The 18,621-nt window shown below is 41.3% G+C and carries 17 protein-coding genes; 2 read left to right on the top strand and 15 right to left on the bottom strand.

Annotated elements, in window-relative coordinates; all coding sequences use genetic code 11:
* Positions 1–111: 111 nt before the first annotated feature.
* A complete protein-coding gene (degQ, locus tag NST24_RS15030) occupies positions 112–252 on the bottom strand; it encodes a degradation enzyme regulation protein DegQ (RefSeq protein ID WP_003213123.1) in 141 nt (46 codons plus the stop codon).
* Between the two features lie 505 nt (positions 253–757).
* Here degQ and NST24_RS15035 point away from each other — a divergent pair.
* A complete protein-coding gene (locus NST24_RS15035) occupies positions 758–1,111 on the top strand; it encodes an inner spore coat protein (RefSeq protein ID WP_251185038.1) in 354 nt (117 codons plus the stop codon).
* 36 nt (positions 1,112–1,147) lie between these two features.
* Here NST24_RS15035 and NST24_RS15040 read toward each other — a convergent pair whose 3' ends face one another.
* The 9 genes from NST24_RS15040 to NST24_RS15080 all read right to left on the bottom strand — a co-directional run bounded on the left by NST24_RS15040 (position 1,148) and on the right by NST24_RS15080 (position 7,530).
* Entirely contained in the window at positions 1,148–2,374 is a 1,227-nt protein-coding gene (locus NST24_RS15040) for an HDOD domain-containing protein (protein ID WP_035701209.1), read from the bottom strand.
* 140 nt (positions 2,375–2,514) lie between these two features.
* Positions 2,515–3,984 (bottom strand): nicotinate phosphoribosyltransferase, encoded by a 1,470-nt coding sequence (locus NST24_RS15045; RefSeq protein ID WP_007500472.1) that lies wholly within the window; start codon positions 3,982–3,984, stop codon positions 2,515–2,517.
* A gap of 17 nt (positions 3,985–4,001) precedes the next feature.
* Complete coding sequence (locus tag NST24_RS15050) at positions 4,002–4,553, bottom strand: isochorismatase family cysteine hydrolase (protein WP_008345872.1); 552 nt, start codon at positions 4,551–4,553, stop codon at positions 4,002–4,004.
* A gap of 60 nt (positions 4,554–4,613) precedes the next feature.
* Complete coding sequence (locus tag NST24_RS15055; protein WP_007500468.1) at positions 4,614–5,021, bottom strand: YueI family protein; 408 nt, start codon at positions 5,019–5,021, stop codon at positions 4,614–4,616.
* 27 nt (positions 5,022–5,048) lie between these two features.
* Entirely contained in the window at positions 5,049–5,297 is a 249-nt protein-coding gene (locus NST24_RS15060; RefSeq protein ID WP_008345876.1) for a YueH family protein, read from the bottom strand.
* A gap of 95 nt (positions 5,298–5,392) precedes the next feature.
* Positions 5,393–5,614 (bottom strand): spore germination protein, encoded by a 222-nt coding sequence (locus tag NST24_RS15065; RefSeq protein WP_008345878.1) that lies wholly within the window; start codon positions 5,612–5,614, stop codon positions 5,393–5,395.
* 101 nt (positions 5,615–5,715) lie between these two features.
* The gene (locus NST24_RS15070; protein WP_008345880.1) at positions 5,716–5,937 is read right to left on the bottom strand and encodes a spore germination protein; all 222 of its coding nucleotides are present in this window, start codon (positions 5,935–5,937) and stop codon (positions 5,716–5,718) included.
* A gap of 68 nt (positions 5,938–6,005) precedes the next feature.
* Complete coding sequence (locus NST24_RS15075) at positions 6,006–7,109, bottom strand: AI-2E family transporter (RefSeq protein ID WP_008345881.1); 1,104 nt, start codon at positions 7,107–7,109, stop codon at positions 6,006–6,008.
* Positions 7,110–7,293: 184 nt separating this feature from the next.
* Positions 7,294–7,530 carry a YuzF family protein gene (locus NST24_RS15080; RefSeq protein ID WP_003213721.1) on the bottom strand — a complete coding sequence of 79 codons (237 nt, stop codon included), beginning with the start codon at positions 7,528–7,530 and terminating at the stop codon, positions 7,294–7,296.
* A gap of 180 nt (positions 7,531–7,710) precedes the next feature.
* Between NST24_RS15080 and NST24_RS15085 the strand changes: the two genes are divergently transcribed.
* The gene (locus NST24_RS15085) at positions 7,711–9,195 is read left to right on the top strand and encodes an alpha/beta hydrolase (RefSeq protein WP_326849326.1); all 1,485 of its coding nucleotides are present in this window, start codon (positions 7,711–7,713) and stop codon (positions 9,193–9,195) included.
* On the opposite strand, the gene NST24_RS15090 is transcribed toward NST24_RS15085, so the two are convergent.
* The 5 genes from NST24_RS15090 to essC all read right to left on the bottom strand — a co-directional run bounded on the left by NST24_RS15090 (position 9,192) and on the right by essC (position 18,576).
* Positions 9,192–9,725 carry an HD domain-containing protein gene (locus tag NST24_RS15090; protein ID WP_024719736.1) on the bottom strand — a complete coding sequence of 178 codons (534 nt, stop codon included), beginning with the start codon at positions 9,723–9,725 and terminating at the stop codon, positions 9,192–9,194. The genes NST24_RS15085 and NST24_RS15090 overlap by 4 nt on opposite strands.
* 144 nt (positions 9,726–9,869) lie before the next feature.
* Positions 9,870–10,613, bottom strand: coding sequence for a (S)-benzoin forming benzil reductase (locus tag NST24_RS15095; RefSeq protein WP_342462636.1), 744 nt, complete (start codon positions 10,611–10,613; stop codon positions 9,870–9,872).
* Between the two features lie 103 nt (positions 10,614–10,716).
* Positions 10,717–11,214: a type VII secretion protein EssA gene (gene essA, locus NST24_RS15100; RefSeq protein WP_024719738.1), complete on the bottom strand. Its 498-nt coding sequence runs from the start codon at positions 11,212–11,214 to the stop codon at positions 10,717–10,719.
* Complete coding sequence (gene esaA / locus NST24_RS15105) at positions 11,195–14,104, bottom strand: type VII secretion protein EsaA (protein WP_342461935.1); 2,910 nt, start codon at positions 14,102–14,104, stop codon at positions 11,195–11,197. Before esaA ends, essA begins: the two co-directional genes overlap by 20 nt.
* A complete protein-coding gene (gene essC / locus NST24_RS15110) occupies positions 14,101–18,576 on the bottom strand; it encodes a type VII secretion protein EssC (RefSeq protein WP_342461936.1) in 4,476 nt (1,491 codons plus the stop codon). Before essC ends, esaA begins: the two co-directional genes overlap by 4 nt.
* Positions 18,577–18,621 lie beyond the last annotated feature (45 nt).

Genomic DNA, 18,621 nt, shown 5'->3' on the forward strand with positions numbered 1-18,621 from the left:
AAAAAGAAATAAGCAAATGTCCACTGACATCACTATTTAACAATTATATAATAATATATCCTTTTTTTGTATGTATTTGGATAAAAAAAAGACTTGATGGTTATCAAGTCTTTAAGAAATTTTCACATATTCATATTTGTCGTATTGATCAATGCTTTTGTTAATGTTATGAAGAGAAGCCGTTGTTTCTCTAATTTCGTTTTCAAGTTTCCATAATAGTTGTTTAAGTTCTTCGATTTCATACTTTTCCATCGATTCCACTCTCCTTTTTTGGAAGATCAATGTATTTGTGTATGTTGATTGGGTCATAAGTATTTGATCTGTTACTAACAGTGTAAATGCTATTGAGTATTTTTTCACCGAAAAGTATGCACAAAATGTGTGCGTGATACCGCAAAATTCAATAGGTCTTTTTTCATCATTTTCAGACTTTTCAAATGATACTTTTATCTCAATTTCAAAGGAAATACGTCATTTTTGCGACATGAACAGGCATCATTCGTCACAATTCTCACGAGACAGAACGTACGATCCCCTCTGTTTCCTCGGTTTTTCATGTTATAGGTCAGACGACAGGCTCTACTGTAGACACCGCAATTTTTTGGCGACATTCACCGAAATTGACCGCAAAAGTACCTATTTTTATGATGAATATGCAAAGATAGAAAGATCATTTTGATTCTTTATTCGGATTTTCTTCATACATTTAGAACAGATATCCGTCCAAATTCACTTCAATGAGAGAAGAGGTGACCATGTGTTTTACTATGTTCCTTATCCGCCTTTGCAGGTTCCCGCAATAGGGAACGCATACCCGCGAACACCCATGACTTTTCCTCCAGTAGATGCTCATGCGTTTCAAAAGGCTGCAAAGGAATCAATCCGTCTCGTGGCTGATGCATCCCTCATTACACAGCAGATTTCCGGTTCGCTTTCGTTTGGACAGCGAATCATGGAAGCTGCTGAACGTGCTGACACCGCAAGTGTGATTCGAATGCTGAAGCAGATTGGGGTGAAAAGCAATATCGATATCCGCTTTAGTCCAGAAGGCATCCGCATCTACTTATCCCTCTCTTCCAGCAGGCTTTTTCTACTTTTACAGTGGGGATAACAAAGAAAGAAGCCGCTCTAGTGTGAGCGGCTTTTCTTAAGATTCAAACATTTTATGACACCATTCAATGGCTTCTATATAACAGCCGTAGGCTTCCTGCTTAGGGAGACTTCCACCTAACATCTCATCATCCCATTCATTTCGTTCAATACGTTTGGCAACGTCTAACACAAGGAAATAGTCATTTTCATAGCCAAGCAGTGCCTCACCTACTTCATCCGAAAGAGGCAGTTCTTTCACAAGTTCAGTAATGTCCGCCCTGACAAGCGTATCAATGAGTGAAAACATACCTGTTAGCATATAAGAAGCGGGATGCTCTCGTTCAGTCCGACTAGCAATGAGTTCACACGTTTTGGCACGAATGAACGACATTTTGATGATTTCCTTTTGGCTTGAGTTGGCTTGGACATTCAGTTCTTTAAATGAAAGGATAAAGATCCATCGCCGTATTTCATTAAACCCAAGCAGAATAATCGCCTGACGAATGCTCTTGATTTGATAAAGACGTCTCATGCCGCCAGAATTCAGCATTTTTAATAATTGATATGAAAGGGAAAGATCACTTTCTATAAAGTGCGTCACGGTCTGAATATTCGGCTGCTCCTTGCTCAGCTCATTCAATAGCTGATGGTATGCGTGGAAGCTAGTCGATAAGGCTCGTCCCGAAATGACGTGCGGCTCACTAAAGAAATATCCTTGAAACAAATGGAAGCCAGCTTCTAACGCTTCTTCATATTCTTTTCGCGTTTCTACCTTTTCAGCAAGGAATCGAAGTCGATACTTTTTATATGTATGTAAAATGTCTCTTCGTTCTTCACATGTTGTTTTCAGAAAATCAATTTTTAAAATATCAATGCAATAGAGGAGTTCATCGAGTAACTTGTCATGAAAATGTGTTCCGCTCAGAAAGAAATCATCGAGCGCAATCGTGTATCCCCACTTTTTTAATTGCTTACATCTCATAATAAGTGCCGGGGTAATCGGTACATTTTCTAATATTTCGATCACAAGCTGATGTGGATCAAAATAAGTGAGCAGATCAGACGAAAGCAAGCTTTCGGTGAAATTGATGTAGCATCGTTTTCCTTCTGTCAGTGTTTCGATGCCAATGTTTAAAAAACTATTGATAATGAGGTCCGTTGTCGCTTGATCACCATCTTCAGCGCTATATGTATTGGTTTCACTATCTCTATAAAGCAGCTCGTATGATACGACTTGTTCTTTTCTGTTAAAAATAGGCTGCCTTGCAACAAACACCCTCAACTGCTCCATTCCTCCTTTATGCAATGACAAACAAGATGTGCTTTCAGTATACCAAATGATTGCCCATAAGGTTCATTTTGAATCGTCCAACATGAAAAAAAAGAGACCATCTGGCTTGATGATCTCCTTTCCCGGGGTAATCAGCTTTCATAAAGCTCTTTTTTGATTTTATTTTTCACATCATGGATAAACTGCATCTTATTATCCCAGCATTTTTGACTCAAATCGACTGGGTATTCTTCTGGTTTGCTGATTCGTTTGTATTCCTCCCAGAAGAGTCCGAGACTGTCCTGCACATATGCTTGAATCGTTTGGATATCTGGATTATCATACACCAGCTTCCCTTGTTCAAAAATTGGGACATGAAGGTCCTTTGCCACAAAATTTGTCACAAATTTGCTGATAAATGTATGAACTGGATGGAACATTTTCAGCTTATCTTCACTTTGAACATCTTCTTCTTCAAGGGCAATGTAGTCTCCCTCAGAGTGATGATTCAATTGATTGATAATGCGATACACTCGTTTACGGCCTGGTGTTGTCACTTTCTCTGGGTTAGAAGAAATTTTGATCGTGTCATTCATCTGACCGTTTTCTTCAATCGATACAAGCTTATATACAGCACCAAGAGCTGGCTGATCGAATGCGGTAATCAGTTTCGTTCCAACACCCCATACATCAATTTTTGCACCTTGTGCTTTTAAGTTCATAATGGTGTGTTCATCAAGATCGCTTGATGCAATGACTTTGGCGTCATGGAATCCAGCTTCATCCAGCATCGTTCTCGCCTTTTTAGACAAGTAGGCAAGGTCTCCGCTATCAAGTCTGACCCCAATAAAGTTGATTTTATCACCGAATTCTTTCGCTACCTTAATCGCATTTGGAATGCCTGATCTGACCGTATCATATGTATCCACTAAAAAGACACAGTCTGTATGTGTTTCGGCATATTTTCTAAATGCAGTATATTCGTCGCGATATGCTTGTACAAGTGCATGGGCATGTGTGCCTGATACGGGAATATTGAAGCGTTTACCTGCACGGACATTACTTGTTGCCTGAAATCCGCCGATCAGTGCTGCTCTTGCTCCCCACATGGCTGCATCCATTTCATGCGCACGTCTTGTTCCGAATTCTAATGCTGTCTCATCTTCAATGATTCCTTTAATACGAGCCGCCTTTGTTGCAATTAGCGTCTGGAAGTTCACGATGTTGAGCAGTGCCGTTTCAATTAGCTGCGCTTCAACAAGTGTTGCCTCGATGCGCATAATAGGTTCATTCGCAAAGACAATTTCTCCTTCTCGCATTGAATGAAGTGTCCCTGTAAAAGACAATCCGCTTAAGTATTCAATGAAATCGCTTTTATAACCGAGTTCATCTTTTAAATATGCAAGGTCGCTCTCGGTGAAGGAGAAGTCCGATAAATATTCAATCGCTTTCTCTAAACCAGCAAATACAGCGAAGCCGTTGTCAAATGGAAGCTTTCTAAAGAAGAGTTCGAAGACTGCCTTCTTCTCATGAATGCCGTCTCTCCAATACGTTTCTGCCATGTTAATTTGATAAAGATCTGTATGTAGTGATAAACTGTCGTCAATAAACCGATGCTCCAACTTCCATTCTCCTTCCCTTACTTAACCACTTTCGCACCAAGCGTATGCTCAAAGTGAGAAAGTGCCCACTCGTGCCCCGCTTCATTAAAACTCGCTACGGCATTCTCATGAATCACAAGTTCAAAGCCTTTATTGTACGCATCAACAGCTGTATGAAGTACACAAATATCGGTACACACGCCGGCTAGGTGAAGTTCAGTGATGCCACGCTCGCGCAGTTTCATTTCTAATTGAGTGCCTGCAAAAGCAGAGTATCTTGTTTTTTCCATATAATAGACATGATTTAAATGTGTTGACGTGTGAAATAGTGAACTTAGTTTTCCGTAAAGTTCAATTCCTTCTGTCCCGCGAATATTATGGGGCGGAAATAACTTTGTCTCTGGATGATATGGATCTTGCTCTTCATGATGATCGACGGCAAAAACAACAAAGTGTCCTTCATCAATAAATGAAGAAGTGATCTCTGTGATCTTCGACTCAATCGCCTGTCCAGGCTTTCCGCACGTCAGTTTTCCATCGTCTGCCACAAAATCAACTGTATAATCAATACAAATCAATGCTTTGCCCATCCGCATCTCTCCCATATGCTCTTTTGAATCATTATAGCTTATTCATTTCACTAGGGAAACCTATTCAACAGATTCACGAGAAAAAGCTTTTTGAAAAAGCTCATCTTCTATATAGATATGCTCTTGATTGATCGCATGCGGCACCTCTATCACAAGCCCAAAAGGTGAATGTGACTCGTGATGGTTGACCACTTTAAAAGAACAACCAGCGGCATTTGCCATTTTGACATATGGAGAATAAGAAGCATATGACAATTCACCATTTAAAAGAACAGTGGCCTCTCGGTTTGCCTTCAATACTTGCTCTACCTCTTGATACGATTTATGTCTCGATACTTGCCCTTTTGTCAGAGCGAGAAGAGCACGTTCTCTTAATGAGCCGAGAAACATTCTTCGTTCATCTGGTTTTGTTTCAGCATGTCCAAATATCCCTTGCTGCAAATAAAAGTCTACGGATTCTTCTTTCATTGCTGTGTTCACTCCTGGTTTCTGAATTTACATTTCTGTGACCCAGTGCACAATTTTTTGTGCAAGTTCACGGGCTTCGTCTATTTCTACTCTTTTGTTTAAAGATTGTTCTAGTGCTTGCTCAAGCTGCGTTTTTTCGTCTTCATACGCGATAGAAATACTCCATTCCATATCAGGTACAGCGACAAGCGTTTTATATTCTTTTTTATTTTCATGTAAATATACATTGTAGGTTGTTGGTTGCCCGCTTGTCAGATGCGCTTTTCTTATTTTCATTTGATGTGTTTTACCCCCCTTTTTCTTCTTCCTTCTTCTATCCATTGTACCATAAAAAAAGACAGCTTCTGAAAAGGAGACCCTTTCAAAGCTGGCTATGCGTTAAAGCTCTTTTGCTGGCTGATCAGGTTTGAATCCCAAACAAATGTGACGTTCGGATTGTTGAAGAATTGAACAAAGTCTCCTGCATTATAGGTGCCTGAACCACCAGCGGAATGATCCACACTTTTTGGCGAAATGGCAAACACATCGCCGAAATGTGCAGAACCGTTTCCTATGACACGGTCAATATGAATGGGTCCAACAATTGCTGGCATCTTTCCACCACCTTTACTACCCTCATCATATGCCTAGCGGAACAATACGTGTCTATCCAACATAAAAAAGACAGCTGATATGTCCTATGATCAGCTGTCTTTTATGCATTAAATGATTGAGGCTGGCCAAACAGTGTAAAGTCCCAAAGCATGGTGGCATTCGGATCGCTTGTCAGGGACATATAATCACCTGAATTAAAAGCTCCCGCTCCACCGGTCGAGTGATCTACAGCCAAAGGGGCAATGGCGAGAACGTCACCAAAAGTAGCCGAGCCGTTTCCGCCTAAAGACTCAATATGGATGGGTCCAACAATCGCAGGCATCTTCCTTCTCCTCCCTATTCGCTTATGTGAGTTATGTTATGCAAAAAGGGAAAAGTTGTGCATCTGCCCTAAACGTTTAAATGCTGTTCTTTTCGAGAGCGCTGACGCAGCTGAACCAATCTGACAATATTGAGTGTGATGGCTTTCAGCAGCGCATAGACAGGGACGGCAAAAATCATGCCAAGGATTCCGCCAAAACTCCCTGCCCCAATTAATAGCAAGATAATTGTTAACGGATGTGTGTTGAGACGTTTTCCAATGATCAATGGAGAAATGACGTTTCCATCGATCTGCTGAACAACAAGAATGACAATAACAGTCACAACCGCTTTTCCAGGCGAATCAAGAAAAGCAATGAGCACAGCTGGTGCCGCACCAAGATATGGCCCAAGATATGGAATGACGTTTGTCACCGCAATAATGATGCCGAGAATGAGCGCATATTTCACACCAATTAATAAGTATCCGATAAAACAAGCAACTCCGACAAATAAACAAACAACGATTTGCCCTTGTATGTAAGCAGCAAGCGTATCGTTTAATTCTTTAAAAATCTTCAATCCTTCCTTACGGTAAGGCATTGGCAAAAATTGAACGAGCTTGTCCGGAAACTTATGCCCGTCTTTTAGCATGTAAAATAAAATGAATGGAACGGTAATGACAGCAAGGGCAATATTCGCAATCACGCCAAACACCGCCGACATACTTGAAGCAATATTTTCCGGTAAATCTTTTAATGTCGAAACGATCGACTGTTCAAACTTCGAAACAGACACATAATCTTGGTTCATCATCCACGTAAATGTTTTAGAATGCGAGAAGTCGTTGATAAATTTCTGCATGTCCGTGACATACCCCGGGAAGCTTTTGACAAGTCCACCCACCTGCGTGACAATGACAGGTCCAGCAGCATTGACAACAAACGTGATAAGCCCGATGAATAGAAGATAAATAATCAGAATGGCGAGCGTCCTAGGTATCTTCTTCGACAAAAATCGAACAATCGGATTAAAGATGAAAAAGAGAATACCAGCCAGTAAAATAGGAACAAACAACGTTGAAGCAAATAAAATGATCGGCTGAAATAAAAACGAAACTTTTGTTGATACGTACACAATCAGTAAAACCAGTAATATTTGGAATGTCCAAAAATGAACTTTAGATTTTAACAAAGATGCTCCTCCTGTTACGTATTGACCTTATTAAAAAACTACTATTCAACCCACCTTCTGTCAACTGCTTCTTGTTTTAGAACCATATTTTTTGAAAAAAAAAGAACAATTGGTATATCATGCACTTTTTCCAGATATACATTCTGTAAGCATTGAAAAAAGCAGACACCTGTGCGTCTGCTTGTTACACTCTTTCACTGTGATCAGGCATCACCGACACGATTTGCTGGATCCGCACATAAAACACTGATTTTGCCCCCGCCTCAATCACAATATGATCCGGCATCACTTCCTTCAACTTTCCACGTACTGTATCTTTCACTGTTTGAACAATCAATCTCATACCGACTACTTTCTGCAATGTTTGATAAACATATGGATCAACTAATGAAACAAGCTGTGGACTTCCTTGTTGTGCCATGCTACCTGCCCCTTTACTTGTGTATTTACCCACAGCGTATGCAATGACCCATGTGAGTGTCACTCAGCAAACCCACAACATTATTACCGTATTTTTACATTCTGTATTTTTTTACAATTTTTAGAAGTATAATAGATTGGTGCTGCCAACATCTTAAATTATTTGAAGAGGTGAATGATCTTGAAAAAATTAATCTGTATCGTTGCTGTCATGCTCTTACTATCCTCTGCAAGTTATGCGCACGCAGGCACAATTGGAGATGCACCTGGTACACCAGGGAAGTGGTTTAAAGGAGAAGAACCGGTACAAAAAGACCTGTCAAAACCCCCACTTGTTTTTGTACATGGCATAAACAGTTCTTCCTCCACATGGTCTGATCGAAACGATATGGCAAAACAAGCTGTTCTGAACGGATACGAAAGCGCGTTCATAGATTTATATCCAGATCAGGACATGAAAAAGAATGGGAAACTATTAGCAGAAAAGTTAAAAGAAATCTATGAATTTTTCGGCAGAAAACTGATCATAATCGGTCATAGTAAAGGCGGAGTGGATACGCAGGCTGCACTCGTGTATTACAACGCTCATCCATATGTAGAGAAAGTCATCACACTTGGCTCTCCACATTATGGGACGCCGCTTGCGGATTTAGCCTATAGCAAAGGCGGAAGCTGGCTTGCGCAAATCCTTGGACAAAAGAGCGATGCGCTATATTCTCTGCAAACCGGGATGATGGCAGCTTTTCGAAGTGAAACCGACCGGTTGGAGACGTTTCCTCATAAATATGTGACCTATTCTGGTTCAGAATGGGGAACCTTTGGCGGAGTGCTTTATTTAGGCGGCATGTATTTAAAAAGCTTTGGTGCAAACGATGGCGCTGTGACGGTCAGCAGCACAAAGCTAGCATATGCAAACAATATTTTAACAGGAAAGTGGGATCACTTTTCGATCAAAAACGGCACAAGCATGTTCCCCGTATTTCAGGCACAGCTGCGTGCAAATACCGCAAGCGCTGAAAGCGATGACGAACAAGAGCAAGAACCAGTCTCTTCGGAGCTAAATACAAACGTTTATGTGAAAGGTGGAGAAAGTGAAAAGGATAAAACAGAAGCGTTCTATGTAGAGGAAGGAACGAATGGCCTATCGATTCAGTGGTTAAATGAAAGACAGGAAGCCAATCCGGAAATCGTTGCGCCAAATGGAGATGTCTTAACCAATTTGACGACATCCGAAGCATCATTCCCATATGAAGGCGCCTATTCACACCATGTGCAAATCAATAAACCCGTTCCAGGAAAATGGACGATTCGATCAAATTCAGGAAAAAAGGATCCTTATTTGCTACTTGTATCCTTTGATTCACCATTGAATGAAGAAATCAAAATCGCTGCAGCGAAATCAGGAGATGCATCGACACATTCAAGCAAGCTGATTAAACGATTAAGCAAAACTGTAGAGACCATTTATTTTAAAGATGCCGAGAAGGATCATCCACTGAAAACGAGCTCTTCATCAGCCGTTCAATTGAAAAAAGAAGGTGCTTATTCCGTCACGGTTCATTACACAGGTCTCACTGCGTCAGGGACATCGGCATTTAACCGTACTGTGATTCGCACATTGTATGTGGATCAGCACGGAACGATTCATGGAGATATTCCATATTAAACTGAGCGTTTCATGGGCTGAAGCGCCTGCTGCACCTTCTCATCCAAATCAGCAATTTTTTTGAGCGCAAGTGATTCATCTATTTGTCTGTAATGATGGTGTCCACCAGGCTCTTCGTCCATTTCATCTGCTTTCTTCACAATTTGCTGGAGTGTGTCCTTATCCAGGTCGCCCTCTGGCAAATATGAATCTGTGTGAAGCAAAATCGCAAGGGCAATCTCTTTGGCTGCTTTTGGTTCCTCGCCGAGCCGTATGAGCAGTTTATGTGCCCGCTCTGCCCCTTTAATGGCATGAATATCATTCCGTCTATATGTCTCGTAATCCCATTCTCCGCCTGCTGTATACCATTCATAGTGGCCGATGTCATGCAAGAGTGCTGCTTTCACAGCAAGATCCGGGTTAATCCCCGCCTGCATCGCCAGTTTGAATGCGTGATAAGCACAAGCAATGGCGTGGGCTTTTCCTGAACGATTTAAATATTTTTGAGCGACTGGATGGGTGTAAACATCCATTAATGTAACCTTTCTCATGGAAACCCCTCCTTATCTATATTTTTAGCATCCTAACATATTCTGAAAAGAAACTCAAATGTTCTGTCATATTTCCGATGAGTCTCAAGATTAGCTTATGCTCAATAAGCTGTCTTTGCTTGTACAATACGAAAAAAGCAGCCGTTATGACTGCTTTTTTCCATACTCACGGGCATCGTATACACAACCGCCAGCTGGGTCATCTGCTAGAAGGTCGAGTAAAATACCGGCCACTTCATCTGGGCTCTTTAGCGTACCTGTTTCATGTAATTGCTGAAACCGCTCAATTTGTTCAAAGTCCTGTTTGGAGGATTTCCGAATCTCTCCCTGCATATCCGTATCAATCGTACCGGGTGAAAAGGAAAACGTGGTGACAGGATATGCTTCGTCCTGCTGTTCCTCATTTAAAGTCCTCATAAACATATCAAGCCCTGCTTTTGAACTGCAATAGGCACTCCATCCTTTGTACGGATTTTTAGCTGCTCCAGAAGAAAGATGCACGATGGTTTTCTTCCCTTCAAGAGATTGTGTCTCCCTCACAAACACATGACTGAGCAAAACAGGGATGACAAGGTTCAGCGTATAATGCTGATGAAGCGTATCCTCTTCGCCTTGCCCTGCACGTTTGATAGGAGTGACCATTCCTGCATTATTGACAAGCAAGACGTCATCAGCGTCTGCGAGAGTTTGCGAGGACAAGATGCCCTGAAGCCACTTTGCAGCCGATTCCTCATCAGTGAGATCGACCTGTGAATGCATGAGGTGTGGATGGGATAGTGGCGACTCACTTCTTGCAGCGGTATACACGTTATCCCCGCGTGAAAGTAGCTGTTTGACAAGTGCTAAACCAAATCCTTTTGATCCGCCTGTGACGATTGAAATTCGAATGACAATCTCCTCCCTTGATAACACTATTTTAAATAGTGAATCGGTCTCACATCAAGCAATCTGCATCTGCATAAAGAAAAGCCTGCCCTTTTCAAAAGGCAGGCTATTTCTTTTCCGTCTTCACATTCACCTTTGGAATGAGAATGATCATGACCATGATGCCAAAGGCAATCAAGATGCCAAAAATGATTGGTAGAAGCGCCGATCTCTGCTTTTCATGATCATCGCCAGAAGGCGTTGATACAGCCGAATCGCTGAAAGAGATATCCATCTCTTTCATCATACGAGCTGGCGTTTTAGGCGGATTTTCTTTCAGATCACTAAAAAGCTGCGGCGAAAGTTGACCACCAGAGGTCTTAGGCGGGTCAGCAAAGTGAATGTCCGTTTTGACTTTAGATGTTGTTTTGCTTTGTTCGTATTTCGTTTGATCCCTCAATATACTCGAATTAATATTGAGGTTCTTTTCTTGATATTCATTCGGCTTGACATTCGTATCCGTATCTTCACCTGTAGCAGCAAAAGCAGCAGGACTGAGGAGAAAAAGGGATATGACACCAAGTGCCATCCCTTTGACGAATAGATTAAGCCTCATGAGTGACATCACGTTCCTCTGTTTTGTCTTTCCATAGCTTCTTCACTAGTGGAATGACCATGAACAATATCGTTAAAATCAGTAGCCCTGTGATGCCCATACCGAAGTTGTCTCCATTTCCATATTGGATGGACAGATACACGTCTGTCACTGGATTTGTAAAATGGAAGTTTGGCATGACCAAATCAATTAACGGTGCAACAAAGAAGAAAATAAGCGCCGTTGCTGCCATCCATCCGGCAATTGAACCGAAAAGGAAAGCTGTGCGAATAAAGGCAGAGCACGCCACTAGCAGCAAAATCGTAAAGATCGACCATTGAATGGCTTGGTCATCAGCTAGTTTGTAAATGTTGAGTCCAAACAGGCTGATCATGAGCCCGACTAGCAGATTTAAAATACCAAAGAGTGCACCTTTGACCAGCATTGGCGCTGACGCATAGTACGAGCTAAAAAAGCCAATCAACAAACTGCTGATCATCACAATAACCAAAATGACTACTGGCGGTACAGTCTGCGTTTTTTCTTCTGGCACATCGCCGCTAATTTTCAGCGGATTGGCTAAATGGTTATACACATAGTTGCTGTTGCCTTGATCGTCTAAAGTGTTGCCTAAAATACCCTTTAAATCTTGTTGAACAAGCTTCGTAGAATTGACATTCTTGCTCCAGTTTTCGTTCAGCGTATCTGCTTTTTCTTGGACGGTTGTGACACTTTCTTCAATATTATTCGTATAATCGGCCACCCCTTTTTGGCGGTCGGTTAACGAGCTCATATTTTCAGAAAGACGAAGCACTTCCTGACCAATTGAATCCTGTGCACTCACAACAATCGAACTGCCCGCAAGGTCTGCTGTATACACCGCATCTCCTTGATCAGCCATTTGTTCAGCTACTGTGTCCGCACTTTCAGAAATGGCATTTAACTCCTGTTCCATACTTGCCTGCTGAGTCGAAATGTATTCTGCGTAGCCATCTGAGAATTTTTGCATCTCATCAATAAAGGTAGACACATCATCATTTGACGTCAGCATCTGATTTTTGAGTGTATCCCAGTTTTCCGTTTCTTCTTTTTTGATGGAAAGGATGGACTGGATTTCATCTCCTTTTGTGTCGACCAAAGAAGAAGGATCCTTCTTTGGATAGAAGCTGTTAAGTAATGCTTCATACTGTGCTAATTCATTTGAATACTTTAATAATTCTGATGCATTTTCTGAATTTGTATCAAAACCCCCAATTTTATCCATTTTTGATGTATATTGATTTAATGGAGATTGAGTTGTTTCTATTCGTTCTAATTTTCTTGTAATAGAAGATTCTTGTTTGATAATGGATTTCTTTATATCACTTATGTTTTTATTGTTACTAGTTTCTATTCTTATTATTTTTTCTTCTAGTTTGTCTATTTTATCTGTTAAAGATTTTAATTCTTTACTCAAAAGATCGACTTTTCCTTGTAATTGATCATTATGAGCTTTGGTTTTCTCCTCGATATTCTTTTTCACTTCTTCTAATTTTAGAGACAGTGCTTTTAGTTGCTCTTTTGATTGAACTGACGTTGATTTGGTTTCCCCAGTTTGGTCTGGATTTTCTCCACCATTTTCTGGAGTAGGTGTCGTTTCTTCATTTCCTGACAACTCATCTGCCACTTGATTTATTTCTGTTGAGATTTCAGTTAATTTCTTCGTCTCTTCTTCAAGATCGATTTTCAAATCGTCTGACGAATCTTTTTGGTCTTCATCTTGATTATTCGAATCCTCATTCGGATCCTCTTTCGGTTTCTCTGCTTCAAGCAATGCCTTTCTTGAAGCTTTCAATTGCTCTTGCAACAGAGTTATTTTATCCCCTATATATGCAAGATATTGAGCTTCATAATTACTAATCAGTTCTTCCTGAGACGTCTTCACAAGTTCCTTTAATCCCGTCGATTGCTTAGGAATAGCTTCTTCCCTCGACTTTTGAACAGATTGAATTGCGCTGTCCGTTGTTTTAAGCTGACTTTGGACCCCATTGATATCGGTTTTGAGTCCTCCCATTTGATCGCTAAAGCTGCGGGCATTTTGGTTTTGAATCTCCGCAAGCTGTTTGAGTCCTTGCTGGATTTGTTTTTTACTTGTCGATTGCGCTTTGATCAAGAGATCCTTTTGTTTGTCTTGATACTGCTGATATTGATCGACTACTTTTACGAAATCCTTCAGCTGACTTTTCGCTTCTTCTGTTGTACTTAAACCGTCTTTATACTGTTTTTGAGAATCGGCCATCGCATTTTTTAGTTCTTCTATTTGTTTCTTCTGCTGCTGGACGGCATCAGATAGTTTGTTTGAATTTGGCTTATAGAAGTTGTACATCGTGTTTTGGAATTCGACCTCTTTGCCAACAATATGCTCAAACTCTTCTCTCACATTGCCGATTTCCTGTGATACAAAACTCCAATATAAAGTCGACATTTGTTCATTCATTTTCTTTTGAGCATTTTCTAGCTCTCTTTGTACTTTTTCTTTATTCACTGCATTGAGCTGATCTTGGATTGAGAATTGGATAGATGCCTTCTCAGGATGATCCTTATCATAGCTCAGCACATTTTTAGAGAAGTCAGATGGAATATAGAGAACTGCATCGTACTTTCTATTTTTCAGTCCATTTTCTGCCGCACTTCGATTGACGACTGTCCATGTGTAATCTGGACGCTCTGATAATGCCGCCACCACATCCTGTCCGAAACGAGCGGTATTTTCACTTTCGCTCGCCCCCATATCCTCATTGACCACTGCAATGTTACGTGTGGCATTCTTTTTCTGTTTTGCCGGATCATCCCCAATGAGATGGAAAAATAGAACCGGCAAGACGAGAATCAGTATCATGGTCGACACGATTTTGATGGAGCTTTTTTGCTGCTCTGTCATTGAACACTCTTCCTTTCTACCGCACATAAAGGAACTTGGATTTTCTTCTCTTTCCCGTTTTCAACCAAATATCCGAAACCTGGCTGAATATCTGGTTCTTGTCTTGCATACGGAAGCGGTATGATGTTTTGTTCTGATTTTTTCATGAGTAACATGGCATGACGAACTTGTTTGATTTCGTTTGTGAGTGCATCATAGCCTTTGCTAAATTCGGTATGATTCCCTGATGCGATCAGGCTGAAGCCTAAGTGTGCATATGACTTCATGAAATCAGCCAATTGATCTTGAAGACGCGGGTCGATTGTCTGCTGAAAACGCGTAATGCCATCAATCACAAGCACAATTTGAGAGAACGACAACTGATCAGTCTCTCCACGGCGCACAGCTTCGACGTACACCTCTTCACGTCCCTTGAATAAGCGGTCTATTTCCTCTGCCCATTCGGTGATATCATCCTTTGTTTCAAGGTAATCAATGTTCTCTTCTTTTGCGTAATGAGAGAGACCCCGATCTATCGAATCAAAGACGGCTAGCTTCTCAGGTTTTGCTACTAATAGCTGATCAAGCATTAGTTTGGTCACATTTGTTTTCCCTCGCTGCGTTTGACCAATGATGAGGCAATGTTTATTCTTCTTCAAGTCAAAGTAAACAGGTGCAACAGATTCCTCATCTAGTCCGACTGGAATGTCATACGGCTGTTTTTGTTCTTCTAAGCGACTCTCTAGCTCCCAAATGGTCAGTTTTTCAGGAAGCATTGGTACAGGTTTTGGTTTTTCAGCTGATTCAAAGCGAGCATCTAGAAGCTGGATCTCTTGTTTTAAATGCTCAAACAATTCGAGATCGTTCTCTCCTTCAACTGGCAGGAACATTTGGGCAAAGTAAAGCTCTTCTTTGTTGATAATGACTCGTCCTGGAATCGGCTCTAAGCTGAATTTCGGTCTGCCAATAATGGAGTATGCCTCTCCTTGATCCATTAAGTAATGGACAATCTTTGTTTTCAAGTTGTTCATAAGAGATTGACGGACTGCGTTGACACGAGTCGCTGTGATTAAGAAATAAATGCCTAACGATTGTCCATCACGGCTTAACTGAATAAATTCAGATTCGAGTTCATGCATTTCGTCTTTCACAATGTCAAAGTTGTCAATCACGATAAATATGAATGGAAGCTTTTTCTCATTCAGCGCATTGTACATTTTGATATGACTCATTTCCTGCTGTCTAAATAAACGCTTGCGATATTCAACCTCTTCACGAAGACGCTTCATCGACTTTTGAATCTTTCTCATTTGATCCATTAAGAAATAATCAGCCGTATGCGGAAGTTTGGCAAGCGGTAGCAAGGTGCCGTTACCGAAGTCATAAATATATGCATGCCATTCTTCAGGTGAATATCTTTCTGCGAAGCTCATAAGCAGTGTGGTTGCAGCAAGTGATTTGCCGTAGCCGGATGAACCGAAGATGCCAATATTTCCATCCTCCATCATTTGATAAGAAAGTGGATGCTGGCTTTGCTGATCTGGCTCATCGACAAGAGCGAAATGGAAGACGTGCTCTTCACTTGATGCATAACGTGTTTTTGGAATCCGTTCTTCAAGCGGTGGAAGCCATGGACTCGGAAGCTTTTCAATTCCAAGCTCCTGCTGCATACGTTCAATTTCATCCACAACAGCGGAAATTTCCGTCACTGTCTCTTTTTTCACAGCCGGCTCTGTACTTACCCCTGATAATGGGATCAGTCCAGTGTCCGTTACAATGGCGATGTCATCTTCTGATCCGTAGCCATCTTCCATATACGGTGCACCGCTCCAAGCCGACTGGAATAATTCATAGATTTCATTGTTCCCCACTTGTAAATATCCACGACCTGTCACGGTAATCGACGCTGCATCACTATTTTTCAAAATTTCCTTACTGTCTGATGCATCTTGTACCTTTAATGCGACTTTAAAGCGGGAGTTACTCCAAATTTGATCATCAATGACCCCGCCGGGCTTTTGTGTCGCCAAAATGAGATGGACACCGAGACTTCGTCCAATCCGCGCGGCACTGACAAGCTCTCTAATAAAATCTGGCTCTTCACTTTTTAATTCAGCAAACTCATCAGAGATTAAGAACAAATGAGGCATCGCCTGTTCCGCCTTTTTCTCTTTATAGAGTTTCGTATAGTCATTGATATGATTCACATGATACTGATCAAACAAGCGCTGTCTTTTCTTCAGTTCACTTTTAATAGAGGCAAGCGCTCTTTCACTAAAGTTTTTGCTGCCTTCAATGTTTGTGATCGTACCAAGTAAGTGCGGAATATTTCGGAACGGCTGCGCCATTCCGCCTCCTTTGTAATCAATGAGCAAGAACGCCACTTCATGCGGGTGAAAGTGTACAGCCAAGGATAAAATATACGTCTGTAAAAACTCACTTTTTCCTGATCCCGTTGTTCCCGCTAATAGACCATGTGGGCCATGTGCTTTTTCATGCAGATTCAGATCGACAATATCGTTTTTTCCTTTATAACCGATAGGCACAGATAATGACTTTGCTGTTTCAGATGTCAGCCATTTTTCACGAATGCCAATGTCATCTACCTGTTTGGCATGAAACAGATCAAGGAAGGAAACCGTTTCTGGAATCGAGTTGGTCATCCCGACTTGATGATCTAATGTTCTTAAGGTTCTGGCAAACAACTCATTGTCCGCTCGCTCATGTGCATCCAGCTGAAATGGAATTCGTACGGCCTTCTTATGCTGAATGAGAATATCTCCTTCTTCTTCGTTAATGTAACGAACAAGCGTTGAAATATTTTCAGCCAAGCTTTCCTTTGTTTCTGCCGCAAAGATAATTGAGATGCCTAAATCCGTCCGGCTGCCTTCTAGGTATTCTAAAATCACATGTTCCGCAATGAGTTCATGGTTTGTCACGATAAACACAAAGTGAGGCGTAAAGATTTTTTTCTCTTTTTCCTCTTCCAGATCACGCTCTCGTAAAATTTCATAAATAGAAGACAAGAGCTGATCACGTGTTTGTTCGTTATATATAAACCCTTTCCCGTATGTATGAGGAAGTTGGAAGTGCGGCAGCCATTTCATCCATTCCCAGTTCTCATACTCCTGTTCATTAAAGATAAAAACAAATCTCAAATCATGATAGCTGTGCGAGAAAGCAAGCTGGCCGACAAGCTGGTGAAGCTCATTTTTGACAATTGCCGGTTTTCCTATTAATCCGGTTGGACCGTCCGCAAGACCGAACGTAATCGGTACATCTTTTACCTCGCGATAGACGTTTTGCATATGCTGGGTTTGTTCCATTAAGTCATCGATGTCACGATTGGCCATATCGCCGCCGCTCGTCGATAATTCATAACTTGAAGGAACTGCACCTGTCCCTAGACGCAGCTGTAAAAAATCATCACTGACAAGCGTCTTTTCCCAAATACGCCCGCTGATTTCTGACGTCAAATATTTCATTTGTTCAAAGGACGGATAATGATACGTTAAAATAAATTGTTGACGGTCATACAGCTCTTGCAGCTCTTTCCGCTTATTTTCTAAGTAAAGCGAGTAAACGCGTTGCCGCTTCTCTTCTCGTCTTTTGCGCTGTGATTTCTCTTTAAAATATTGAACGGACGAAGTAATTAACGTCATAATAAACATCGCCATTGACACGACAATAAAGATGCCTCGCGGCTGTACAAGGGCCACGATCCCCATGACAATCAGCATGACAAGCGGCGGAAGAACTACGAGCCAAAGTCCTCTGCCATTATTTTCACTCTCCTGTGAAGGAAAGCTGAAAGACACCCGGTCATCTGGCAGATCGTAAATCAAACGTGGTGTTCGTCTATATAAAGGATATTTTTGTTTCGTTTCGGTACTCGGCGGCCTTGTTTTTTCTAAACGTGTTTGAAATGGTTCAAATGCTGTTACTTGCAATAAATCATCATCTTTCAATGACAGCGTCAAAAAGTTCCAAAACAGCTCATCTCCAGCAAGAAGCTGCTGTGGACCATGCAACTGTTTCCCGTTCACATAGATCGTTTCATCTTGGGGAATGACATACCAAGTGCCTTCTATTTTTTCCAACGTGAAGGATTTGGCATCTTGAAACATTGAATGGGCTTGTTCTTTCCACACATCCGCTTCATCTATTTCTTCACTTGAAATAGTCACTTCGACTCTATTTCCTAGGTAATAAATGGATTGATCATGATGTGAATCCATCAACATGAGTGTGAGTGAACCAACCTGATATGGTTCATGTGGAAGTAAGTGACCTTTCTTTTTTTCGCCCTGATAAAGAGAAAAGCCGTCATTCGTTTCATCTGGAGATAAACGAATCAACCCTTCATCAAACGAAAGGGAAGGAATCGTTACTGTATGCTCTATTTCAGATCCAATCACAGCTTCTCGGTTGAACTGCTCATCTAAACGGACGGTTTGATAATCTTCCTCATAAAAAACCCATAGAAGACTCAAACGCTCCACCTCCTCATCGGACAGCACCAACTGTCAGTTGTATCG

It is taken from the genome of Bacillus sp. FSL R5-0286 (assembly GCF_038593245.1).
Taxonomy (GTDB): Bacteria; Bacillota; Bacilli; order Bacillales; family Bacillaceae; genus Bacillus; species Bacillus altitudinis.